Annotated in this window: 20 protein-coding genes; 5 read left to right on the top strand and 15 right to left on the bottom strand. The window is 72.3% G+C overall.

The genetic code is table 11. From position 1 onward, the window contains the following. Positions 1 to 24: 24 nt before the first annotated feature. The 8 genes from PJ985_RS08300 to PJ985_RS08335 form a co-directional block, all read right to left on the bottom strand. On the bottom strand, positions 25 to 978 hold the full coding sequence (locus PJ985_RS08300) for a PadR family transcriptional regulator (protein ID WP_271682946.1): 954 nt from the start codon (positions 976 to 978) through the stop codon (positions 25 to 27). Between the two features lies 1 nt (position 979). Beyond that, entirely contained in the window at positions 980 to 1858 is an 879-nt protein-coding gene (locus PJ985_RS08305) for a DUF4097 family beta strand repeat-containing protein (protein ID WP_271682947.1), read from the bottom strand. Positions 1859 to 1979: 121 nt separating this feature from the next. After that, a complete protein-coding gene (locus tag PJ985_RS08310; protein WP_271682948.1) occupies positions 1980 to 2162 on the bottom strand; it encodes a DUF6104 family protein in 183 nt (60 codons plus the stop codon). 93 nt (positions 2163 to 2255) lie between these two features. Then, positions 2256 to 6074, bottom strand: a complete 3819-nt coding sequence (locus tag PJ985_RS08315) for a multifunctional oxoglutarate decarboxylase/oxoglutarate dehydrogenase thiamine pyrophosphate-binding subunit/dihydrolipoyllysine-residue succinyltransferase subunit (protein ID WP_271682949.1) — start codon at positions 6072 to 6074, stop codon at positions 2256 to 2258. A gap of 283 nt (positions 6075 to 6357) precedes the next feature. Further along, the gene (locus tag PJ985_RS08320) at positions 6358 to 7449 is read right to left on the bottom strand and encodes an ATP-binding protein (protein WP_443033451.1); all 1092 of its coding nucleotides are present in this window, start codon (positions 7447 to 7449) and stop codon (positions 6358 to 6360) included. Further along, positions 7446 to 8306 (bottom strand): response regulator transcription factor, encoded by an 861-nt coding sequence (locus tag PJ985_RS08325; protein ID WP_271682951.1) that lies wholly within the window; start codon positions 8304 to 8306, stop codon positions 7446 to 7448. The genes PJ985_RS08320 and PJ985_RS08325 overlap by 4 nt, the downstream gene beginning before the upstream one ends. Before the next feature lie 100 nt (positions 8307 to 8406). After that, a complete protein-coding gene (locus PJ985_RS08330) occupies positions 8407 to 9138 on the bottom strand; it encodes a spermidine synthase (RefSeq protein ID WP_271682952.1) in 732 nt (243 codons plus the stop codon). Positions 9139 to 9181: 43 nt separating this feature from the next. Beyond that, on the bottom strand, positions 9182 to 9979 hold the full coding sequence (locus tag PJ985_RS08335; RefSeq protein ID WP_271682953.1) for a hypothetical protein: 798 nt from the start codon (positions 9977 to 9979) through the stop codon (positions 9182 to 9184). Between the two features lie 323 nt (positions 9980 to 10302). On the opposite strand from PJ985_RS08335, the gene PJ985_RS08340 reads away from it, so the two are divergent. Both PJ985_RS08340 and PJ985_RS08345 read left to right on the top strand, forming a co-directional pair. Then, positions 10303 to 12651, top strand: a complete 2349-nt coding sequence (locus PJ985_RS08340) for a sensor histidine kinase (protein WP_271682954.1) — start codon at positions 10303 to 10305, stop codon at positions 12649 to 12651. Beyond that, positions 12648 to 13151, top strand: coding sequence for a roadblock/LC7 domain-containing protein (locus tag PJ985_RS08345; protein WP_271682955.1), 504 nt, complete (start codon positions 12648 to 12650; stop codon positions 13149 to 13151). The genes PJ985_RS08340 and PJ985_RS08345 overlap by 4 nt, the downstream gene beginning before the upstream one ends. Here the strand turns inward: PJ985_RS08345 and PJ985_RS08350 are convergent. The 4 genes from PJ985_RS08350 to PJ985_RS08365 all read right to left on the bottom strand — a co-directional run bounded on the left by PJ985_RS08350 (position 13141) and on the right by PJ985_RS08365 (position 16042). Then, complete coding sequence (locus PJ985_RS08350) at positions 13141 to 14331, bottom strand: C40 family peptidase (RefSeq protein ID WP_271682956.1); 1191 nt, start codon at positions 14329 to 14331, stop codon at positions 13141 to 13143. The genes PJ985_RS08345 and PJ985_RS08350 overlap by 11 nt on opposite strands. A 230-nt stretch (positions 14332 to 14561) precedes the next feature. Further along, entirely contained in the window at positions 14562 to 14831 is a 270-nt protein-coding gene (locus PJ985_RS08355; RefSeq protein WP_271682957.1) for a hypothetical protein, read from the bottom strand. A 7-nt stretch (positions 14832 to 14838) separates the two neighbouring features. Next, complete coding sequence (locus tag PJ985_RS08360; protein WP_271682958.1) at positions 14839 to 15582, bottom strand: TetR/AcrR family transcriptional regulator; 744 nt, start codon at positions 15580 to 15582, stop codon at positions 14839 to 14841. An 85-nt stretch (positions 15583 to 15667) separates the two neighbouring features. Next, positions 15668 to 16042 carry a VOC family protein gene (locus PJ985_RS08365; RefSeq protein ID WP_271682959.1) on the bottom strand — a complete coding sequence of 125 codons (375 nt, stop codon included), beginning with the start codon at positions 16040 to 16042 and terminating at the stop codon, positions 15668 to 15670. Between the two features lie 110 nt (positions 16043 to 16152). On the opposite strand from PJ985_RS08365, the gene PJ985_RS08370 reads away from it, so the two are divergent. Continuing rightward, positions 16153 to 16416, top strand: coding sequence for a hypothetical protein (locus PJ985_RS08370; protein WP_271682960.1), 264 nt, complete (start codon positions 16153 to 16155; stop codon positions 16414 to 16416). Between the two features lie 216 nt (positions 16417 to 16632). On the opposite strand, the gene PJ985_RS08375 is transcribed toward PJ985_RS08370, so the two are convergent. Together PJ985_RS08375 and PJ985_RS08380 are read right to left on the bottom strand one after the other, a co-directional pair. Continuing rightward, on the bottom strand, positions 16633 to 17568 hold the full coding sequence (locus PJ985_RS08375; protein WP_271682961.1) for an AurF N-oxygenase family protein: 936 nt from the start codon (positions 17566 to 17568) through the stop codon (positions 16633 to 16635). Between the two features lie 184 nt (positions 17569 to 17752). Beyond that, complete coding sequence (locus tag PJ985_RS08380) at positions 17753 to 18157, bottom strand: SH3 domain-containing protein (protein WP_271682962.1); 405 nt, start codon at positions 18155 to 18157, stop codon at positions 17753 to 17755. Between the two features lie 326 nt (positions 18158 to 18483). Here PJ985_RS08380 and PJ985_RS08385 point away from each other — a divergent pair, with 326 nt between their 5' ends. Beyond that, the gene (locus PJ985_RS08385) at positions 18484 to 20130 is read left to right on the top strand and encodes a cellulase family glycosylhydrolase (protein ID WP_271682963.1); all 1647 of its coding nucleotides are present in this window, start codon (positions 18484 to 18486) and stop codon (positions 20128 to 20130) included. A gap of 56 nt (positions 20131 to 20186) precedes the next feature. Here PJ985_RS08385 and PJ985_RS08390 read toward each other — a convergent pair whose 3' ends face one another. Beyond that, a complete protein-coding gene (locus PJ985_RS08390; RefSeq protein ID WP_271682964.1) occupies positions 20187 to 21338 on the bottom strand; it encodes a site-2 protease family protein in 1152 nt (383 codons plus the stop codon). Positions 21339 to 21535: 197 nt separating this feature from the next. On the opposite strand from PJ985_RS08390, the gene polX reads away from it, so the two are divergent. After that, positions 21536 to 23254 (top strand): DNA polymerase/3'-5' exonuclease PolX, encoded by a 1719-nt coding sequence (gene polX, locus PJ985_RS08395; protein WP_271682965.1) that lies wholly within the window; start codon positions 21536 to 21538, stop codon positions 23252 to 23254. Positions 23255 to 23291 lie beyond the last annotated feature (37 nt).

The raw sequence follows: 23291 nt of genomic DNA on the forward strand, positions 1-23291 counted from the left end.
GACACGCGGACACCGGGACGGGGCTCACCCGCGTGGCGGGCGCAGCAGCGCTCCCAGGTGGGCGGCGGCGGTGGACAGATGGCGGCGAGCCTCACGCAGCTGTTGCTGGCTCACGCCGTGGTCACGGGCGGCGTCCCGCACATCGTCACGAAAGCGGTCCAGCAGCCGCTCCAGTTCGCGGGCGGGGTCGGCGACGGTGTCGGTGTCGGTGTCGCCGGAGGTGGTGCCGGTTCCGGTGGCAGCCCCTTCCGGAGCGTCGTCGGGCTCGGAAGTGCTCGCGGGGCCGGTGTCGCCGGCTGTCCCGGAGGCTGTGGGCCGTCCGGGCCGCTCGGTGGGGTGGTCCAGCCGCCGGCTCCAGCTGTCGACCTCCCGGGTCAGGCTGTCCAGCCCTTCACGGACCGCGCCCTGCCAGTCCCCGACCGAGCTGTGTGTGCGTACCCGGTCCTGAATGCGGCGGGCCGCTTCCTCGAACTGGCCCCGAGCCGCTTCCCTGGCCTGTTCGGCGTCCCGCTTGGCGCGGCGGGTCTCCTCCTTGGCGCGTCGGGCCTCTTCCTTCCAGCCGGACCGGCCCGATGTGCCGGAGCTGCTCCTGCGGACCTGTTCGGCGGCCTGCCGCACCTCCTGGCGCAGGTCATGAGCGGAGCCGCTGACGTCCTCCCGGATGCCTGCGGCCAGGGCGGTCAGGGAGTCACCGATCTCGCGTTCGAGAGCGGAGAGTTCGCGCTGCCGGTCGGCCAGCTCACGGCGCCCTGCGGCAGTCAGCGAGTAGACCTTCCGGCCGCCCTCCTCGGCGTGGCTGATCAGGCCCTCGGCTTCGAGCTTCGCCAGCCGGGGATAGACGGTGCCGGCGGAGGGCGCGTACAGCCCCTGGAAGCGCTCCTCCAGCAGCCTGATCAATTCGTAACCGTGCCGGGGTGTCTCACCGAGCAGTTTCAGCAAGTAGAGGCGGAGCCGGCCGTGACCGAAGACGGGAGGCATGTCAGACGTCCTTCCGCAGGGAGGGAGAAGTGGGGGGCGGGGTGGAGAAGTCCTCCGGGGGATTGTCCGGACGGCGCAGCACGGCGATGGCACCGGAGACGCTGTTGATCCGCACGCTGCCGCCGCCGTTGCCCAGCGTGCCGCTGAGCCGACGGCTGCCCCAGCCGCCGCTCGTGCTGAGCTCGTCGAAGGCGCTGGAGACGGAGCCCCCGGCGGTACCGGCCTCCACCGCGGTGTCGGCGGGCTCGGGGAGCCGGACGGCGACGTCTCCGGACACGGTGTTCAGCCGGAGGTCGACCGGCTTGCCGCCGGGGGCGAAGTCCAGCACCGCACCTCCGCTGACCAGGTCGGCCCGGACGGACGGAGCGGCGCAGTCGATGAGGGTCAGGTCGCCGGACACCGAGTTGAACCGCAGAGGTCCTCCGAGCGCCTGCGCCTCCACCTTCCCGGTGACGGTGTCGGCACGGACCGGACCGGTCAGCCCGACCAGGGTGGTGTCCCCGCTGACGCCCTGGACGGCGGCTGGGCCGTCGATGCCGGACACGACGCAGGGGGCGCCGACCGAGGCGAGGGAGAGGCGGACGGCGGAGGGCACCGAGACCGAGACGACCACACGCCGGTTCCAGGCCTTGCGGTCCAGCCACTTGAGGAAGCCCTGCCAGGGCAGGTCGTCGTAGCCGACCTCCAGCCGGTTGCCGGTGTGCCGCACCCGCAGGGCGGGGCCGTCGAGGGCGGACACCTCGACGCGGGCCTGCGGCCCGTCGGTTCCCACCACGTTGACGGCCCCGTTCACCACCCTGATGTCGAGCTCGCCGATGGTCTGTGCGTCGAACTCCAGCGTCCGCGGTGCGGTGATCTGCCACTCGGATGTCTTCGCCACGTGCCCTCCCCGGTCCAGGTATGCGGGAGCCGCTTCCGCGCCGCTCCCCCTGAACACGATATATCGCGTCCAGGGGATGTCAAGATGTATCGCGACGGTGAGGGTGGTGGGCGCGGGATGTCTACTCGTCCTCGTCCTCGTCATCCAGGCGGGCCAGCCAGGTGGCGAGCCGCTCCACAGGCACCTCGAAGTCCGGGTTCAGATCGACGAAGACCCGCAGCTGCTCGGCCAGCCAGTCCAGGCGCACCTCCTCCTCGCCGCGCCGCTGCTCCAGTTCTTCGATTCCACGGTCGGTGAAGTACAACTCTCGCTCCGGTGGGGACAGGGATGGGACATGCCGACGGCCGTGGGGCCCCGCCGCGGTCAGCGGCGGGGCCCCACGGCCGGGAAACACCGCTCAGAGGTCGAAGACCTCGCCGACCAGCTGCTGCTGTTCGGCCTGGTGGCGCTTTGCGGACCCGACCGCCGGGGACGACGAGGACGGGCGCGAAACCCGCCGCAGCCGGTCGGCGTTCGGGACCGGTTCGGAGCCGATGACCAGGTCCAGGTGGTCGACCAGGTTGAGCGCGATGAAGGGCCACGCGCCCTGGTTGGCCGGCTCCTCCTGGGCCCACAGGAACTTCGAGGCCCGCTTGTACTTGGCCATCTCGGCCTGGACCTCTTCGCTGGGCAGCGGGTAGAGGCGCTCCAGGCGGATCAGGGCGGTGTCCGTGACGCCGCGCTTCTTCCGCTCCGCGTCCAGGTCGTAGTAGACCTTGCCGGAGCAGAACACGACCTTGCGGACCTCCGCCGGGTCCACCGTCTCGTCGCCGATCACCGGACGGAATCCGCCGGTGGTGAACTCCTCCGCCTTGGAGGCGGCCGCCTTGAGCCGGAGCATCGACTTCGGGGTGAAGACGACCAGCGGCTTGTGGTGCGGGTTGTGCACCTGCCAGCGCAGCAGGTGGAAGTAGTTCGACGGCAGCGACGGCATCGCGACGGTCATGCTGTTCTGGGCGCAGAGCAGCAGGAACCGCTCGATCCGGGCCGAGGAGTGGTCCGGGCCCTGGCCCTCGTAACCGTGCGGGAGCAGCAGGGTGACCCCGGAGGTCTGGGCCCACTTCTGTTCGGCCGAGGAGATGAACTCGTCGATCGTGATCTGCGCGCCGTTGCCGAAGTCGCCGAACTGCGCCTCCCACATGACCAGCGTGTCCGGCCGGGCCAGCGAGTAGCCGTACTCGAAGCCCATCGCCGCGTACTCGCTGAGCAGCGAGTCGTAGACGTTGAACCGCGCCTGGTCCTCCGAGAGGTACATCAGCGGGGTGTAGTCCTCGCCGGTGTCCCGGTCGATGAGCACCGCGTGCCGCTGGCCGAAGGTGCCGCGCCGGGAGTCCTGGCCCGCCAGGCGCACCGGGGTGCCCTCCATCAGCAGTGAGCCGATGGCGAGGGTCTCGCCCATCGCCCAGTCGATCGTGCCGTCCTCGATCATCGCCGCCCGGCGTTGGAGCTGCGGGAGCAGCCGCGGGTGGACGGTGATGCGGTCGGGGATGTTGACCTGCGACTCGGCGATCTGCTTGACGATCTCGTGACTGACCGCGGTCTCCACGGCAACCGGGAACTCCGGCTGCGGCGCGGGAGCCGGCGTCCGCCCGGGGGCGTCGGTCGCGGCGCGAACCTCCTTGAAGACCTTCTCCAGCTGGCCCTGGAAGTCCTGCAGCGCCTGCTCGGCCTCCTCCAGGGTGATGTCGCCCCGGCCGATCAGCGACTCGGTGTACAGCTTGCGCACCGACCGCTTCTTGTCGATCAGGTCGTACATCAGCGGCTGGGTGAAGGCCGGGTTGTCGCCCTCGTTGTGCCCGCGGCGGCGGTAGCACACCAGATCGATGACGACGTCCTTGTTAAACGCCTGCCGGTACTCGAAGGCGAGCCGGGCCACCCGGCACACGGCCTCCGGGTCGTCACCGTTGACGTGGAAGATCGGTGCCTCGATCATCCGCGCCACGTCGGTGCAGTACATCGAGGAGCGGGCCGCCTCGGGCGCCGCGGTGTAACCGACCTGGTTGTTGATGACGATGTGCACGGTGCCGCCGCAGCGGTAACCCCGCAGCTGCGACATGTTGAGGGTCTCGGCAACCACGCCCTGGCCCGCGAACGCGGCGTCACCGTGAACGAGGATGGGCAGCACGGTGAAGTCGGTGCCGCCCTTGCCGATGATGTCCTGCTTCGCCCGGGCCACACCCTCGACAACCGGGTTGACAGCCTCCAGGTGCGAGGGGTTGGCGGTCAGCGAGACCTTGATCTGCTCACCGTTGAGGCCGGTGAACGTCCCCTCGGTGCCCAGGTGGTACTTGACGTCGCCGGAGCCGTGCATCGACTTCGGGTCGAGGTTGCCCTCGAACTCCCGGAAGATCTGCGCGTAGGACTTGCCGACCACGTTCGCCAGCACGTTGAGCCGGCCGCGGTGTGCCATGCCGATGACGGCCTCGTCCAGCTCGGCCGCCGCCGCCTCGTCCAGCACGGAGTCCAGCAGCGGGATGACGGACTCGCCGCCCTCCAGCGAGAACCGCTTCTGCCCCACGTACTTCGTCTGCAGGAAGGTCTCGAACGCCTCCGAGGCGTTCAGCCGGCGCAGGATGCGCAGCTGCTCCTCGCGCTCGGGGGTGTGGTGCGGGCGCTCCACACGGTCCTGGATCCACTTGCGCTCCGTCGGATCCTGGATGTGCATGTATTCGATGCCGGTGGTGCGGCAGTAGGAGTCCCGCAGCACGCCGAGGATGTCGCGCAGCCTCAGCATGGACTTGCCCGCGAAGCCGCCGACGGCGAACTCGCGCTCCAGGTCCCACAGGGTCAGCCCGTGCTGGGTGATGTCCAGGTCCGGGTGCTTGCGCTGCTTGTACTCCAGCGGGTCGGTGTCGGCCATCACGTGGCCGCGCACCCGGTAGGAGTGGATCAGGTCGAAGACCCGGGCCGCCTTGGTGACCTCGTCGTCGTGGCTGACGTCGATGTCGCGGTTCCAGCGGACCGGCTCGTAGGGGATCCGCAGCGCCTCGAAGATGTCGTCGTAGAAGTTGTCCTCGCCGAGGAGCAGCCGGCTCATCAGCCGCAGGAACTCGCCGGACTCCGCGCCCTGGATCACCCGGTGGTCGTAGGTGCTGGTCAGCGTCATGACCTTGGAGATGCCGAGCTTGTTCAGGGTGTCCTGGGAGGTTCCCTGGTACTCCGCCGGGTACTCCATCGCGCCGACGCCCAGAATCAGGCCCTGACCGGGCATCAGCCGCGGCACGGAGTGCACGGTGCCGATGCCGCCGGGGTTGGTCAGCGAGGCGGTGACACCGGAGAAGTCGTCCATCGTCAGCTTGTTGGAGCGGGCACGGCGGACGATGTCCTCGTACGCCTGCCAGAACTCGAAGAAGCTGAGCTTCTCGGCCTTCTTGATCGCGGCGACGACGAGCTGCCGGTCCCCGTTCGGCTTCACCAGGTCGATGGCGAGGCCGAGGTTGATGTGCTGCGGTTTGACCAGCGTCGGCTTGCCGTCCTTCTCCGCGAACGAGTTGTTCATCGCGGGCATCGCCTTGATCGCCTGCACCATGGCGTAGCCGATCAGGTGGGTGAAGGAGACCTTCCCGCCACGGGCCCGCTTGAGGTGGTTGTTGATGACGATGCGGTTGTCGAACAGCAGCTTCACCGGGACCGCGCGCACGGAGGTGGCCGTGGGCAGGTCGCGGGAGGCGTTCATGTTCTTGGCGACCGCGGCGGCCGGTCCGCGGAGCTGCACGAGCTCAGGTCCCTGCGGCTGATCGGAGGGCTGCGGCGCCGCCTTCTCCGGCGCAGCCTTGCCGGCGGCAGGCTCGGCGGGGGGCGCCGGGTCCTGCCGGACGGGCTGCTTGGCCGGGGCCGGCCGGGCGGGGGCTTCCGGCGCCCGGCCCTCGGGGGAGCCGTCCGGGCCGCTCACACGCTGCTGCTGCGGCGCGTGGCCGGTTCCGGGGTCCGCGGCGGGCCGGTCCTTAGCGGCCTGCTGCTTCTTCGCGGCGTCGGCCGCACCGGGCTTGTAGTCGGCGAAAAAGTCCCACCAGGCCCGGTCGACGGAGTTCGGATCCTGGAGGTACTGCTGGTAGATCTCGTCGACCAGCCATTCGTTGGCACCGAAGCCGGCGGCAGGGTTCTTCCCTGACCCGGTCGGGCCTGCTCCTGTCTGTTCGGTGGAGACACTCGAGGTGTTCGGGGACTGTGGCGACACGGCGGCAACCGCCCTCTTCCGCTTCGCAAGGTGATGGGACAGCGGAAATCAAGGCTACGCCTACAAGGCCCTCCGGCGCAGTTCCCCGAGCCCAGTCGTCGCGTACGTCACATTCCCGAAGTAGTTTCGGGGGGTGACCAAGCGGGCATGACCGGAGGTTCGGCCCTGCCGCGCAACGCCGGGGCGCGGAATCTCCCGGCGGCCACCCGCAACCCGTGCGGCCTGCCCGGATGCCGCGCACGACGGATGCGGAGCGCTGCCGTCCGGTGCCCACGACCCTACGTCAACGGGATGCGGGCTGCTCCGCCGGGAGGGTGAGCAGCATGCGGCAGCCGCGCCGGGATTCGGCCACCTCGATCGTCCCGCCGTGCAGGGCCACCGCCCAGCGGGCGATCGCGAGGCCCAGACCGGTGCCCCCGTCGGGTGATCCGCCGTCGGCCCGGGTGCCGCGTCCGAAACGCTCGAAGACCACCTCGCGCTGCGACCGGGGGATGCCCGGGCCCTCGTCGAGGACTTCGAGCACGAGCCCGCCGGCCGGCTGCTGGCCCGCTCGCGCGCGGACCGTCACCCGGCCGTTCTGCGGGCTGTGCTTGACGGCGTTGTCCACCAGGTTCGTCACCACCTGGTCGAGGCGTTCGGGATCGGCGTGCGCCACCAGGTCGGGGGGCACGTCGAGGGCGAGCCGGACGTCGGTGCGCGCATGGCCCCGGCCGAGGGCCACTCCGGCGTCACCGAGCACCCCGGACAGGTAGGGCTCCACCAGGAACCGCCGCGGCTGGAGCGGCACCACGCCGTTCTCCAGCCGCGACAGGTCCAGCAGCTGCTCGACCAGCCGGCTCAGCCGCTCGGTCTGCCGCAGTGCGGTGGCCATGGTCTTCGGGTCGGCCTCGGAAACCCCGTCCACCACGTTCTCCAGCACTGCCCGGAGGCCCGCGATGGGGGTGCGCAGCTCGTGCGAGACGTTGGCGACCAGCTCCTTGCGGTGCCGGTCCACGGCCTGCAGGTCGGCCGCCATGCGGTTGAACGCCTGGGCGAGATCGCCCAGCTCGTCGCGCCGCGCCACCCGCACGCGGCGGCCGTAGTCGCCCCGGGCCATCGCTCGCGCGGCGGCCGTCATCTCCGTGACCGGAGTGGCCAGCCCGTGCGCCACGAACTGGGTGATCAGCAAGGAGGCGATCACCGCGATGATCGCGATCACCCGCAGCTCGATGGACGAGCGGTGGGCGAGCAGCGTCAGCACGGTGGTGATGCCCACCGAGAGCACCACCAGCCCGCAGAGCGCCGCCTTCACCGAGCGGAACGGATCGAGCGGCCGGGAGGCCGCCCAGATCCGTCGCAGCAGGGGAGCGGGGAAGACCTCGGACACCCTGCTCAGCCCTCGCCGTCCGCCGCTTGCCCGGAGGAGCCCGCGGAGGTCTCCAGCGCGTACCCGACGCCGTGCACGGTGCGGATGCGCTCCGCGCCGATCTTGCGCCGCAGGGCTTTGACGTGGCTGTCCACCGTCCGGGTTCCGGAGGCGTCCGCCCAGTCCCACACCTCGGTGAGCAGCTGTTCCCGGGTGAGGACCGCCCGGGGTGAGCGGGCCAGGCACATCAGCAGGTCGAACTCGGTCGGTGTGAGGTGGACGTCCTTGCCGGCCGCCCTGACCCGCCGCTGGGTGCGGTCGATCTCCAGGTCGCCGAGGCGTACGCTGCCCGGCCGCGGTGTGGTCGCCGCGACGGTGGCCCGTTCGATCCGGCGCAGCAGTACGTGGGCCCGCGCCACCAGCTCACGCATCGAGAAGGGCTTGGTCATGTAGTCGTCGGCCCCGACGCCCAGGCCGACGAGCATGTCCGTCTCGTCGTCGCGCGCGGTCAGCATGAGCACCGGCACGGGCCGCTGGACCTGTACCCGGCGGCACACCTCCAGGCCGTCGAAGCCCGGGAGCATGATGTCGAGGACGAGGAGGTCGGGGTGGAAGGTGGCGGCGGTTTCCACGGCGGCGGGTCCGTCGGCCGCGGTTTGCACGAGGAACCCCTCGGCGCGGAGTCTGGCGGCGATCGCGTCGGCGATGGTGGGGTCGTCCTCGACGACGAGGACCCGTCGCTGGACGCCGGGTGTGGCTGCCGTGCTGGGGTGGCTGTGGTCGGTCGGCCGGTCGTGGGGGTCGGCCTGCGGCGCTGCGTCCGGTGGCGGCTGCTGTTCCGGGTCCTCTCGGTCCGTCGGCTGATAACTGATCTCTGCGTGATTCATGTCCCGCCCCCGGGAGGGTGTCGTGCCAGTCGGCTGGATCTGGCCGTCCATGCTTTTGACGGACGTTGGCAGCAGCGTAGAGCCCTGAGTCGACGTCGGGCTATGCCACTTCCGTGGCGAGATGCACCACGTCGGGGACACCTCGGGCAACACCCACCTCTTCGGTTCGAATGCCGCAGAAGCCGGCATTTCGTAGAGCGGTCTCGAACGCCGCCGACGGCTGTGCCGACCAGACCGCGAGGACGCCCCCGGGGGTCAGGCAGCGCCGGCAGGCGGCGAGGCCCGTGGGGGAGTACAGTCCGGCGTTGCTCTCGGTGACCGTCCAGTCGGGGCCGTTGTCGATGTCCAGGCACAGGGCGTCGTACCGGCGGGCGGTGCCGGCCAGGTGCTCCAGCAGGTCGGTGTGCAGCAGTGCGGTGCGCTCGTCCGCCAGCGCCCCGGAGGTGAGTCCGGCGAGCGGGCCGGTGCGGTGCCAGTCGATCACTGCCTCCTCCCGTTCGGCGACCGTGATGTGCCCCCAGCGGGGCTCCGCCGCGGCCTCGGACAGCGAGAAGCCGACGCCGAGGCCGCCGATCAGCAGCCGGGGGGCGGGCCGGCCGTCCAGTGCGGTCAGCGCGGAGCGGACCAGCAGCCGTTCGGAGCGGCCGTCGGAGGTGTCCATCAGGAAACAGCCGTTGGCGATGATCTGCAGCAGCTCACCGTGCCGGCGCAGCACCACCTCGCCGTACGGGCCGTCCCGGCGGTCCAGGACGACCGGGCGGTCCTCCACGCCGGGCGGGCCGGGTGGGCGGGCCGGCCCTGGGGGATCTGCCGGTACCGGCGGAGCGGGCATGGGTACCTCCTCGCAGGCCCGGCCGTGCCCGGCCGGGCGGGCTTCACGGTCGGGCGAGAACCACCGTCGCGTCGTCATGGCACTTCCCGCGGGGAAATGCGGTGCCCGCCGGGTCCGCTGCCTCGGCGGCGCGCACCTCGCCGATCACCGCCTCCGGCCCCTCGCGGCTCAGCAGCCCGTAGAGGGCGGCCCAGTCCCCGAAACCGAAGACATCGACCCAGCGGCCGGCTCCGTCGGTCAGTGCCGCCAGGCCGGTCACCGCCTCCCGTGGCAGGGTGCCGGTCACCGCCCGGGACGCCACCGAGGGATCGGCCGCGGCGGTGAAGAAGCCGTCCTCGTGGTTGCGCAGGGACTCCAGGCGGGCCGCCCGTTCGCCGGCCGGCAGCCCGCGGTGGGCGGGCCGCAGGTCGTCCAGCCGGGTGTCGAGGACCGTCCGCACGGTGCCGTCGGACAGCCCGAGCAGCAGCACCGCGTCGCTCAGCACCAGGCACTCGACCGTTCCGGCGTCCCAGCGGGCCACGGCGACGGTGGCCTGCGGGGTGCGGGCGTGAGAAAGGTCACAGGTGTCCCGGTGGGCGTCGGCGGTGCGGAGGACCGCGGTCGCCAGGCACTCCCGCAGTGGCGGGCCGCCCTGTGCGGCGGCCAGCCCGAGCAGGCTCCCTCCGAGCCGGGCGGCGAACCACGGGACGCCGTGCAGGCAGCCGTAGTCGCCCTGGGGCGGGGTCACTCCGTCGAGGACCACGAGCGCTCCGCCCTGACCCGACGACCCCGCCGTGGTGGCGGCGAAGTCCTCGTTCGGGCGGCCGGCGGTGCCGGGTTCCGTGGCGGACAGGATGCGCATGGTAATAGTCTGCCCCAGGACGGTATTTCGGGGATTTCTCGGTGAAATGTCCGCGCGTGGGCGGCGTGATGCGCGGATCTTGCCAGGAGCCGGCCGGGAAAGCCAGTCCGGGTACCGTGCCGAAGCCGTCGGCCGAAGCCTCCGGCTTGTCCGTCAACTCCGGTTATTGTTCACTCCTTCGGGTGACCGGGTGGTGAGGTCCTCTCCTCGTCCCGCCGGCACTGGCACAGTCGGTGCAGGCGCGTGCGACCGACCCATGCCCGACCAGCTGGACCACCAGCCCGGCCGCCCCCCGGCCGGCCGGGACGAGAATGCGAGCACAGGTGCGGAAGAAAACACTGCACGATCCCGCCGATCCGCCCCCTTCCGCACCGGCCGGCGATCCGTCGGCCTCCCCCCGCGGCCCGCGGGCCCGGGTGCGCAACCGCCTGCTGGCCGGAGTCGCCCTCACCGCGGTCGCCGTGCTCGCCGCCGGAGCTCCCGTCGTACTCGGGGCGGCGCAGGACCTGAGCAGGTCCCAGCAGGCCGCGGAGGCGGCCGAGCTGAGCAGGCAGGCCGTTTCGCTCGCCCACACCCTGGCCGACGAGCGGGACGCCCTCGTCCTCGCGCAGATGACCGACACTCCCGAGGCCCGTGCGGAGGCGCTGACCGACTCCGCGCGCGCCCGCGCCGACCGGCGGGCGGAACAACTGCGCCCGGATGCCCCGCGCTCCGTGGCCGAGCGGTTGGACACCCTGGCCGAGACGCGTGAGCTGGCCGTCTCCGGCACCGGCACCCCCGCCGAGGTGCACACCGCGTACACCGCGGTGATCGAGGAGCTGGACGGACTGACCCGGGCTGCGAGTCTGGCCCGGCCCGACCGCGCGTCCGGCCCCGAAGCCGCCGCCCTTCCCGATCTGGTGAGGGCCGTCGACGCCTCCGCGGCCACCCGTACCCTGCTGGTCGCCGGGCTGCTCGGAGAGGGCCCGCAGCAGGAGCTCGCCGGCCTCGCGCAGCGCACGCACGCCCGGGAGGCCGCCGCACTCCAGGACTTCACCGGCACGGCCGGCAGCCAGGGGAGGGAGAGCTACCAGCGCACCGTGACCGGCCCCGAGGTCCAGGCGGCCGAGGAGCAGCTGAGTGAGCTCACCGCGCAGCCCTATCTCACCGACGAGGCCCGGGAGCTCGACCCCGCAGCGGTCTCCGCTCTGCTGTCGGCCCGCACCGAGCTCCAGCGCGGCGTGCTGTCCTCCTTGACCACCGCACAGGTGCACAGCGCCGAGCAGCTGAGGGACAGTGAGGTGACCGCCCTTCAGCTGCGCATCGCCCTGGTGGCCGCCGCGCTGCTGCTCGCGCTCGCGGTCAGCGTGCACACCGCCCGTTCCCTCACCCGGCCGCTCGCCGCGGTGCGGCTCGGCAGCCGCCGGGTGGCAGCCGACCCGGCCGGCCAGGAGCCGCTCCGCTACACCGGGCGCAACGACGAGTTCGCCGAGGTGGTGGCGGCCGTCAACGCGCTGCACGCCCGCGCCGTCAGCCTCCAGCAGGAGGCCACCGAGGCCAGCGAGGACCGGGGCGGGCTCCGTGAGGAGCACGGCAGGCTCGCCGCCGAACGCGACCGGCTGCGCAGCGAGCAGCAGGAGCTCAGCGAACGACTCGCCCTGCTGCACGGCGCCGTGCACGGCACGTTTGCCCACCACGCGCAGCGGATCCTCACCCTGGTGAGCGACCAGCTGGCCGTCATCGAGCGTCTTGAGGAGCAGGAGACCGACCCGGACCGGCTCTCCACCCTCTTCGCCCTCGACCACCTCGCCGCCCGCGTGCGGCGGCACAGCGAGAACCTCTTGCTGCTGGCCGGGGCCGAGCGGGCCGCGGAGCACCCGGAGCCGGTCCCGCTGGTCGATGTGCTGCGCGCCGCGGTGAGCGAGATAGAGCGCTACGACCTGGCCGAACTGGAGCCCCTGCCGCCACCGGTGCGGATCGCCGGCCACGCCGCGCGCGACATCACCCACCTGCTGTCCGAGCTGCTCGACAACGCCGCCGCTTTCTCCCCGGCCGACACCCGCGTGCGGATCACCGGTCACCTCGGCGAGGACCGGCTCACGCTCAGCGTCACCGACGACGGCATCGGCATGACCAACGGGCGCCTCACCGAGCTCAACGAGCGCCTCTCCGACCCCGGCGCGCTGCCGCCGCCCGGCGCGGACGGCGACCCGGGCGTCGGCATGGGCCTGTACACGGTGGCCCGGCTGGCCTCGCGGCACGGGCTGCGGACCGTGCTGCGGGCCCGTCCGGAGGGCGGTATCGCGGCGGAGGTGCAGCTGCCCCGGGCGCTCGTCCAGGCCGATCCCGAGCCCGTGGACCTCGCACCCCTACCCGGCTCGTCCGCCGCGGACCCGGCCGGTCCCGCGCCTGCGGCGTCCCCCGAGGGCGGTGCGGAGCACTCCCGGGCGGCGGACAGCGCAGCTGCTGCCGAGGCCGCCCCGCCGGCCCGCACGGACGGCGGGCTGCCCGTGCGCAGCCGGGCCGCCGCCCCGTCCTCCCCGGAGCTGCCCGCCGCCCGGTCCGCGAGTGCCGCGGTCGATCCCGAGGACCTGCGGCAGCGGCTCGGCGGCTTCCAGCGCGGATCCCGCGCGGGCCACCGCGACGCCGGCCGGCCTCCGGGGCCCGAAGCGGGGGAGGAGGTGCCGTCGTGAGCTCTCCGCTCCGCACCGGTTCTGCGAACGAGGCGTGCGCCGGCATCCGGGACCTGCGCTGGCTGCTGACCCGGCTGGTCGACGAGGCTCCCGGGATCCGTTCGGTGGCCGTGGTGTCCTCGGACGGCCTGCCGCTGCTCTCCTCCGTGGTCTCCGGCCCGGCCGGCCCGCCGTCACTGCCGGAGGAACTCCCCGCCGGCCCCGAGGGGGCGTCGGCGGATCTCTCCACCGTGGTCTCCGGCATCGCCGGCCTCACGACCGGGGCCGCGGCGCTGATGGACGCCGGCCGCGTCGAGCAGGTCCTGGTCGCGATGGAGACCGGCAGCCTGGTGGTGATGGCGATCAGCGACGGTTCCCTGCTCGGCGTGCACACCGCGCCGGTGGCCGATCTGGCCATCGTCACCTACCACATGGCCCGCTTCGTGGGCCGGGCCGGGCACCTGCTCACTCCCCAGCTGCGCGCGGCGCTTCAGCAGGACGGGCCGGAGGTCAGGGGGTAGCCGGCTCCTCACCCGGTGCCTGCCCGGGCTCTCCGAGCCGGACCTCCCCCGGGGACGCGGCGAGGGCCGCCCCGGGGCCGGGCAGCTCCGGTGCCCGGTACTCCGGCAGGGGGTCCCCGTCCGCGTCCGGGCGCACCGCCCCGAGGACCGGGGCCACCGCCAGCGGCGAGACCCGCACCTCACCGCCGGGCGGCGAGTGGACCACCATGCCCTGCCCGGCGTACAGCGCCAGGTGTGTCGCCCCGGAAAAATAGACCACCAGATCGCCCGGCCGCAGCCGGTCCGTGGGCACCCGCTCCAACTGCCCCCACTGCTGCCGGCCCGCCCGCGGCACCGTGCGCCCCGCCTGCTCCCAGGCCCAGTGGGTGAGCCCCGAGCCGTCGAAGGCGTCCGGGCCGTCCGCGCCCCACCGGTACGGCTTGCCCACCTGCGACAGCGCGAAATCCAGCGCCCGCGCTCCCTCTGCCGAGGGGTTCTGCCGGGTGCTCCGGAGCAGTTCCCCCGCCGCCGGCTCTCGCCGGGCCGGTCCGCTTCCGGTGGCCTCCTGAGCCGCCAGGGCGGCCAGCTCCTCCGCGGTCAGCGGGGCGAGCAGCTCCTCGACCTCCGCCAGCCGCCGGCGCACCGCCTCCTGATGCTGCTCCCGCTGCCGGGCGAGCGCTTCCCGGCTCTCCAGAGCCGCCCGGGCCTGCCCGGCCAGTTGCCCGGCCCGCTCGGTCTCCTGCGACAGCTCCTTCAGGAGGCCGGCCTGGTCCTCGGCCGCTCGGTCGAGGACTTCCTGCCGGCGCAGTTCGGCGGCCGGGTCGTTGCTGAGCAGCAGGCGCAGAGCGGAGGAGAGCGGCACTCCGCCGGTCCGGTACTCCTCGCGCGCCATCCGGCCGATCCGCTGCCTGCTCCCGGCCAGCTCCCCGCGGGTGCCGGCGAGCTCCGCGGTGAGCCGCTCCGCCCGGCCGCGCTGAGCCTGCGACTGCTCCTCGGCCGCCCGGTGGGCCTCGGAGGCGGCGCCGAGCTCCTGGTACAGCGCGCGCAGCTCCACCAGCAGCTCGCCGGCCCCGGTGGCGGACTCCGCCGTGGTGGGGCGGTCCGTGCCGGGCTCCGCCGCGGCCTGCGGCGGCGGAGCCGTGAGCGCCACGGCGGCCAGCGCCGTGGCACAGGCGGACCGGGCCCACCAGCGGCCGGCCATGGAATCACCTCCGAGGGGCGTCGCTTTGCCCGGGCAGCTGCCGGGTGCGGCGCTGAACGGTCCGGGGCGGGTAGGGCAGGCTGTCCCGGCGATCCTGCCCCCCGGCCGGTGTCCGCGCACGCCGGAGCGGGCGTACGGGTGACGGGCCGTCGACGTGACGTACGGTCAGCGTCGGCCCCGCGCAGGGACGGTGAAAGCAACAGGACGCAGGCCGGAAAGCGGACGGAGGGTCAGTGCCGGGGGCGTGACCAGGGCCAGCGGAGACCACCGGACGGGGTGCCTTCCGGGTCGTACACGTAGCGCCAGCCGCGCGGGAGGCCGAGCCGGCGGGTGTGCCCGGACGCCTCCAGCCGGTACACGTGGACCACGTCCGGCTCCTCGCCCGTGCCCGGGACCGGCACCTCGTAGGTCTTCGGCGGCTTTCCCGTCATCCCGAGCAGCACCGGCAGCGTCCGTCCGTCCAGGGGGCCGCCGACGAAGGGGGTTTGTTCGCTCCGCACCGGTGCCTCACCGCTCCACGGGTGCGGGTGCGGGTGCGGGTGCCAGCGCGGCGGTGCTCCGCCGGAGCAGCGCGTCGACCGGCCCGCCCGGGGGCTCCGTGGTCACCGCCTCGCGCAGCACGCGGGCCGTGGCCTCGTCATGCCCCGCGGTGACCACCAGCAGGGCGATGAACTGGTCGACCAGCCAGTCGCGCAGCTCCTCCAGCGGTGGCTCCTTGTCCTCGTCGAGCCAGATCAGTGAGGCGGCCTCCACCGTGGTGATCCAGGTGCGCACCGCCAACCGGAGCCGCAGCCCCGGCTCCGGTACGGCCAGATGCCGCAGCACGTGTCCGGCGGCGCTGCGGCGTACCTGGTCCACGATGGCGCAGGTGCGGGATGTCTCCACGACGCTGCCGCCCTTCAGGAGGGCGGTGAAGCCCTCGTCATTGCGGTCGACGAAGCCCAGGTACCGGTCCAGGGCCCCCGCCAGCCGGGTGGAGAGCGGGCCGGACGGCGGCACGACGAAGCAGCGCTGCAGGTCGTCCGCCGCGCTCCGCAGCGCGGCCTCGTACAGCTGCTGCTTCCCGCCGGGGAAGTAGCGGTACACCAGGGGCCGGGAGACGTCCGCCGCCCGGGCCACGTCGTCCAGCGAGACCTCCTCGGGCGGACGCTGGGCGAAGAGCCGCTGGGCGGTGGCGATCAGCTGACCACGGCGCTGTTCCACACTCAGCCTGCGGTACGCGGGGCCGGGCGGGGCGGGGCGGCTGCTCATGCCGGGTAGCGTAGCCGCCACCCGGGCCGGGACGCTCCTATCCCGCAGAGTGGTGACCAGGCACACGGAAAGGGGGCCCGGCGGGTTACGGCCGGCGCTCGGCGGTGGAGCGCAGGACGCAGAACTCGTTGCCCTCGGGGTCGGCCAGGACCGCCCAGCCGGTGCCGTCCGGTTCGCGGAAGTCCTCGACGAAGGCGGCGCCGAGGGTCAGCAGGCGCTCGACCTCCTGTTCGCGGGTGGTGTCCGGGCGCAGGCAGAGGTGGAGGCGGTTCTTGCCGGCCTTCTGTTCGGGGACCTGGTTGAAGTGGAGGACGGGACCGGTCGGGAGCAGCACCTGGCACTCGTGCTCGCCCGGCTTGTCCTCCGGGTGCAGCGGATGGCCGGTGACCGCGCTCCAGAAGCGGGCGAGTTCGTAGGCGTTGACGGCGTCGATCGCGACGTTCTGCAGGTGTGAGGTCATGCGCGCGAGGATGCCCCCTCAAGGGTCGCGGGGCCAGCGGTTTTTGTCAGTACCGGACGGGAGAATGGAAAGTGTTCGCATGGTTCGCCGACACCTCCAGGAGGCTGCCGATGGCCGTTGTCGCTCCACATTTCCCGCTCGCCGGATCACCACTGCAGAAGAAGCGGCTGCCCGCCGAGCAGCCGCGTGAATGGTATGAGTCCCACAACCGCCGCCTCAAGGCGCTTCGGCTGGCCACGGCTCTGCTCGACACCGGGGTCTTTCACCCGACCCAGGCCCACAATCGCCGGATACGCGCCATCGCACCGCTGATCGGAGTGCGTCCGCCCTCCGACATCACCTGCCGGATGGTCCGTTCGCTGATGCTGCACTGACGGACGGTCGGCGACGAGGACGTACGAGGGCCCGGCGGCACCGGGGGCGGCGCGCGCCGTGCGGTGCCGCCGGGCCCAGCCGTTCTCGCCGCCGCAGCGCGGGCGGGTCCCCCCAGGGCGGCTGGGCCGGTCCGGTCCGGCCGCCGCCGGGCAGCAGCAGCACGGTGGGGGAGGGTGCTTCCGGCCGCCGGTACACCTCCGGCTGTGCTCGTCGGTTCAGGCCAGAAGGCCGGATTGTTTCCACATCGCCCGGCCTGCACCCCGCAGCACCCCGATGTCGTCGAGGAAGTCCGTCAGTTTCCGGGCGCCGTTCTGCATCACCTCGCGGCGATGGGCGCTCGCCCGCACCTGAGCCACCGCCTCCCGGCGGTCCAGGCCGATGTTCGTGTACACCTGCGGGTTGACGAACGCGACGGAGAACACGCGGGCGAACTCCCCGCACGTCAGCCGGGTGAACTCGCGTTCCCAGCGGGGTGCCGTCAGCATCTGACGGCGCAGCTCCTCCCGGGCGTAGCGCACGTGCCGGGCCTCCTCCACGACATGAATCCGCGTCACCCCGCGGATCAGCGTCTGGACCCGCTCGTCGGGGAACGTGAGCCGCTGCATCCAGTCCAGCACCTCCTCGCCGAGCAGCGTGGCGGTGAAGGAACCGGGGGTGGTGGAGATGGTCTTGAAGAGCCGGCCGAGGTTCTGGTGCGCGCGGCTGACCGGGTAGGCGGGGGTGCCGCCCTTCTCGATGACCCGGGCGAACATCATCGAGTGCCGGCATTCGTCGGCGATCTCGGTGAGCGCGTACCGCACGTGGGCGCTGGTCGGGGGCTTGTCGTAAATGTGCCGGACCAGCAGCTGCATCAGGATGAGTTCGAACCAGATACCGAGGGAGGCGAGGGCCGCCGACTCGTGCCGGGAGAGCTCCAGGCGCTGCTCCTGCGACATCGAGTACCACAGCGGTGTGTCGTAGAGCGAGAGGAGCTCCGGCGGCCAGTGCCACTTGCCCTCTTCGAACGGGGCCTCCCAGTCGAGTTCCTGATCGGGGTCGAAGGAGTGCTTGGCGGAGGAGGCGAGCAGCCGTTCCGCCACCCGCTCACGGTCCTTGAGCACGCCCAGGGCATCCCGCAGGGACGTGAAGTCGGTATCCGGTGCCGTGGTCATCTGCGGTCTCCTCGGTGGGTCCGGCGGTCCACCTTATGAGACTACGTGTCAACAAGGGCGTCAATCCCTTGCGCGGCACTATTTGACCCGTCGGTAACCTGGTCTTCCCTGCTCGGAGTCCGCCGCCCGGAAGGCGGACGGGCTCCGAGCGGCCGTCCGGTGAGCGCCCCGGCCGCAGGTGCGGTCAGCAGCGCTCCGGGGTGCGGCCGGTGACACGCACGGCGGAAGCCGGGGCCCAGGCGTAGTAGCCGTTGTGCAGCAGGTACCAGACGCTGCTGCCCCGCACCCGCTGTCCGTGGGTGCGGCAGAGGATCTGCACCCGCTTCCCGTGCCGGACCGTGATCACGGTGGCGGAGCGGGTGGTCGGTGCCGCCCGCAGGCGCAGGTCGGGGTAGGCCGCGATGAGGCCGGACGGGCCCCGGTGGCCGCGGGGTTCCGTGGGTGCGGGGGAGCCGCTCCGCTCCACCGGGGCGGCGGGGGCGGCGGGGGCGGCGGGGGCGGCGGGGGCGGCGGGAGCCGCAGCGATCGTGGCGGCGAGGATGCCGCCCGCGGTGCACAGGGTGAGCCGGGTGAGGAAAGAACGGCGCATGGTGGCCTCCAGTGGCGTCCGGGTGCGTGTCACCCTTCTGCACTCGAAACAGGATAAGAGCACCCAAATAGCCCGGCAAATGGGCGAATAGACCCCGGGAAAGTGCGGCGCCTGCGCCTCCCGTTCCGGGTTTCCGGTCGCACCTGCCCGTCCTGGAGGGGGCCGCACCGGGAGGGGAACTTACTTCGGACACTTCACTTAGTCGCGGCAGAGTACTTGACATGCCATCAACAAGACTGGCCTGATGGGTCGTATGGGAGCGCTCCCAGACTCCCCCCCGCCGCTCGGTGTCTTTGCGAGTCGGATTCACCTGAGGAGAGAAGACCATGAAGAAGAGAACGCGCCTCGGCCTGGCGGTCGGCGCCGCGCTCGCCACCCTGTTCGGCCTGCTGGTCGCCGGGCCCGGGTCGGCGGTCGGCCAGCCGTCCACCACGCAGACGGGCCTGCACGTCAGTGACGGGCGGCTGGTGGAGAGCAACGGCAACGACTTCGTGATGCGGGGCGTCAACCACCCGCATGCCTGGTACCCCCAGGAGACGTCCTCCATCGCGAACATCAAGGGCCTCGGTGCCAACTCGATCCGGGTGGTCCTGAGCAGCGGGCACCGATGGGAGCGCAACAGCGCCCAGGACGTGGCGAGCGTCATCGCCGACTGCCGGGCGAACCGTGTCATCTGTGTGCTGGAGGTCCACGACACCACCGGCTACGGGGAACAGGACGGCGCCGCGACCCTGGACCAGGCGGCCGACTACTGGATCGGCATCAAGTCCGCCCTGGAGGGCCAGGAGGACTACGTCATCATCAACATCGGCAACGAGCCGCACGGCAACCAGGGGTACGAGCGGTGGGCGGCGGACACCCGCGGGGCCATCCAGAAGCTCCGCAACGCCGGATTCGACCACGCCCTGATGGTGGACGGCCCCAACTGGGGCCAGGACTGGACGAACACCATGCGGAACAACGCGCAGTCGGTCTTCGACGCCGATCCGCACGGCAACACGGTGTTCTCCATCCACATGTACGGGGTCTACGAGACCGAGTCCTCCATCCGCAGCTACCTCAGTGACTTCGTGAACGCGGGACTGCCGATCCTGGTCGGCGAGTTCGGCCACGACCACTCCGACGGAACCCCGGACGAGGACGCGATCCTGCGCCTGAGCGAGGAGTTCGGCACCGGCTACCTCGGCTGGTCGTGGAGCGGCAACGGCAGCCCGGTCGAGTACCTCGACATGGTCAACAACTTCAACCCCAACTCGCTGACCAGCTGGGGAGAGCGGCTTTTCAACGGGCCGAACGGCATCGCCGAGACCTCCCGTGAGGCCGCCGTCTTCGGCTCCGGGCAGGACGAGGACACCACCCCGCCGTCCCGCCCCGGAACCCCGGCCGCCTCGGCCGTGACCAGCAGCACGGTCAGCCTCACCTGGACCCCCTCCACCGACAACGTCGGCGTCACCGCGTACGACATCGTCCGGGTCAGCGGCTCCGACGAGACCCGGGTCGCCACGAGCGCCGCCCCCTCGATCACGGTCGGCGGGCTCGACGCCGACACGGAGTACGTCTTCGCCGTCTACGCCCGCGACGCCGCCGGCAACCGCTCCGACCGCTCCGGCACCGTATCCGTGACCACCTCCGCGGGCGGGGAGCCCCCGGCCGCCGACTGCGCCGTGGACTACCGGGTCCTCAACGACTGGGGCAGCGGCTTCCAGGCCGACGTCACCATCCGCAACACCGGTTCCACCGCGATCGACGACTGGACCCTGGGCTGGACGTTCACCGACGGTCAGACCATCTCCAACATGTGGGGCGGCACCGCCTCCCAGACCGGTTCGTCGGTCACCGTCCAGGCGGCGTCCTACACCTCGGCCATCCCGGCGGGCGGCTCGGTCTCGGTCGGCTTCACCGGCACCCACACCGGCAGCAACAGCGTCCCCGCTGCCTTCACCCTGAACAGCGCCGCCTGCACGGCGCGCTGACCCGTGGCGCCGGCTCCGGGAACCAGCCGGAGCCGGCGGCCGGTGCCCGGGCCGTCTCACCCGTTCCGGCCGCTGCGCCGCTCCTCGTCGACCGCGACCAGCCAGTTCACCGTCCGGCTCACATCCGACGGCGAGACGATGCCGACCGGCCGGCCCGCCTCCAGAACCAGCACCCGGTTCCGCGCCCCGGGCTCCAGTTGCGGCAGCAGATCCACCAGGGCGTCCTCCGGCGCGGCCTTCCGGACCTCGTCCAGCGGAATCAGCACCTCGCTGACCCGCGTCGTCGCCCGGACCTCGTCCGGCACCTGCTGGGCCTGCTCCAGAGTCAGCAGCCCGGCGGCGGCGCCGTCGTCCCCGACCACCGGGAACGCCGAATGCCGGTACCGGTAGCGGGCGTCGGACAGAAAGTCGGTGACCGACAGCCCGCCGGGAGCCGCGACGGGGTCCGGCGTCATCGCCTCCCGTACCCGGACCCCGGAGAGCACGTCCTGCAGGCGCGCCTGGCGGCCCTCCATGCTGGCCGCCGCGATCAGGAACCAGCCGATCAGCGCCAGCCACAGCCCGCCGAACGCGGCACCCCACAGAAACAGGTACAGCCCCAGTGCGATCAGCAGCCAGCCGAAGACCTGACCGGCCAGCGTCGCCCCCCGGGTGGCCCGCAACCGGTCCCCGGTGCGCCACCACAGGAACGCCCGCAGCAGCCGGCCACCGTCCAGCGGCGCGGCGGGAATCGTGTTGAACAGCGCCAGCAGGATGTTGATCGCCGCGAGCCAGACCACCGCTTCGAGCGCCAGGCCCGGCCCGTGCACCGCGTTGAGCAGCACCGCACCCATGCCGAAGCCGATGCCCAGCACCAGGCTGACCAGCGGTCCCACCCCGGAGATCCGCAGCTCGGCCCCCGGGTTCGGCGCCTCCGACTTCATCTTCGCCGCCCCACCGAGCAGCCACAGCACGATGTCCTCGACACCGACCCCGTTGCGCCGCGCCACAAGGGCGTGCGCCAGCTCGTGGGCCAGGAGCGACGCGAAGAAGACCAGGGCGGTGACCAGGCCGAGTGCCGCGTACACCGGTTCGGCACGGTCCGGGTAGGCCGCGGGAAACCGTCCGGCGGCGAGCCCCAGCCAGATCAGGCCGAAGATCACCACAACGCTCCAGTGCACGCCGATCTTGATCCCGGCGATCCGTCCCAGCATGAACGTCGCCCGCACGGTATGTCCCCTTCCTCAGCTGCTGACCCGGCAGCGCTGCGCTGCGGTACTCAGGGGGTACCCGCCCCTTGTCTGCCTAGTGCCGCGTCAGCCAGGGTTCGCCAACCCCGGCTGACGCGGCACTGGTGCCCGCGTCAGCCAGGGCTCGCCCTGTCGCGCGCCCGGCACGGCACCTCGCCCGGCACTAAACTCGGAGCATGGCCCGGTCCAACGACGAGGTCGCGGCGCTCCTCCAGGAGTACGCCGACCTTCTCGCGATCACCGGCGGAGACGCCTTCCGGGTGCGCGCCTACGAGCGGGCCGCCCGCGCGGTCCGCGGACACCAGGGAGAGGTCTCCGCCCTCGACGCCGGGGCGCTGCGGAGGATCCCGAACGTCGGGTCCTCCATCGCCGACAAGATCACCGAGTACCTGCGCACCGGCCAGGTGCCCGCCGTCGAGGAGGCCCGCTCCCGCATCCCCGCCGGCGTGCGGGAGCTGACCCGCGTCCCCGGCCTCGGCCCGAAGCGGGCGCTGATCCTCCACGAGGAGCTCGGCGTCACCTCCGTCGACGAGCTGGGCCGCGCCGTTCACGAGGGGCGGCTCCGTGACCTCAAGGGCTTCGGCGGCCGGACCGAGGAGAACCTGCTGCACGGCATCGCCCTGGTGCAGCAGGCCGGCGACCGCCTGCGGCTCGGCGCCGCCACCGACCTGGCCGAGAAGCTGGTAGCCGCCCTCTCCGCAGTTCCCGGGTGCGAGCGCTGCGCCTTCGCCGGATCACTGCGCCGCATGCGTGAGAGCATCGGTGACCTCGACATCCTCGCCGCCGCCGAGCACCCGGAACCCGTCATGGAGGCGTTCACCCGTCTGCCGCAGACCGGTGAGATCCTTGTCCACGGCCGGAAGAAGACCTCGGTGCGCACCACCGGCGGCGTCCAGGTCGACCTGCGGGTGCTGCCGCCGGATTCCTGGGGGGCCGGGCTGCAGTACTTCACCGGCTCCCGGGCCCACAACATCCGTCTCCGTGAGATCGCCGGCCGTAGAGGGCTGCGGCTCTCCGAGTACGGCCTGCACGACGCGGAGACCGGCGAGCGGGTCGTCTCCCTCCGCGAGGAGGAGGTCTACGACCGGCTCGGCCTCCCCTGGATCCCGCCGCCCCTGCGTGAGGACCGCGGCGAGATCCAGGCCGCGCTGCGGGGCGAGCTGCCCGAACCGGTCACCCTGAGCGACATCCGCGGCGATCTGCACACCCACACCGACCTCACCGACGGCCTCGCCCCGCTGGAGGCCATGGTCGCCGCCGCCGCCGACCGCGGCTACTCCTACTACGCGGTCACCGACCACGCCCCGGACCTCACCATGCAGCGGATGACCGACGAGAAGATCCTCGCCCAGCGCGAACGGGTCCGGGAGCTCGACGGCAAGCACCGCTCCATGCGGCTGCTGCACGGGACCGAGCTGAACATCGGCCCCGAGGGCGAGGTGGACTGGCCGGCCGGCTTCCTGGCCGGCTTCGACCTGTGCGTGGCCTCGGTCCACTCCCACTTCCGGCAGAGCCGCGAAGCCCTGACCCGCCGCCTGGTGCGCGCCTGCGAGAACCCGCACGTGCACATCATCGGGCATCCCACCACCCGGAAACTCGGCAGGCGCCCCGGGATCGACGCAGACTTCGACGCCGTGTTCGCCGCCTGCGCCCGGACCGGCACCGCCCTGGAGGTCAACGGCCACCCCGACCGCCTCGACCTGGGGGACGAGGACATCCGGCGCGCCCGGCGGCACGGCGTGAAGTTCGCCATCGACAGCGACTCCCACGCCGTCACCGATCTGGCCCACATGCGGTTCGGCGTCGGCACCGCCCAGCGCGCCGGACTGACCAAGGACGACGTCATCAACACCTGGCCGCCGGCCCGCCTGCGCCGCTTCCTCCGCAAGCACTGACGTCCGCCGTCTTCCGGCTGGGCGCGGCTTCCGGCTG

Origin of the sequence: Streptomyces sp. ACA25 (genome assembly GCF_028200735.1) — a bacterium.
Lineage (GTDB): Bacteria > Actinomycetota > Actinomycetes > Streptomycetales > Streptomycetaceae > Streptomyces.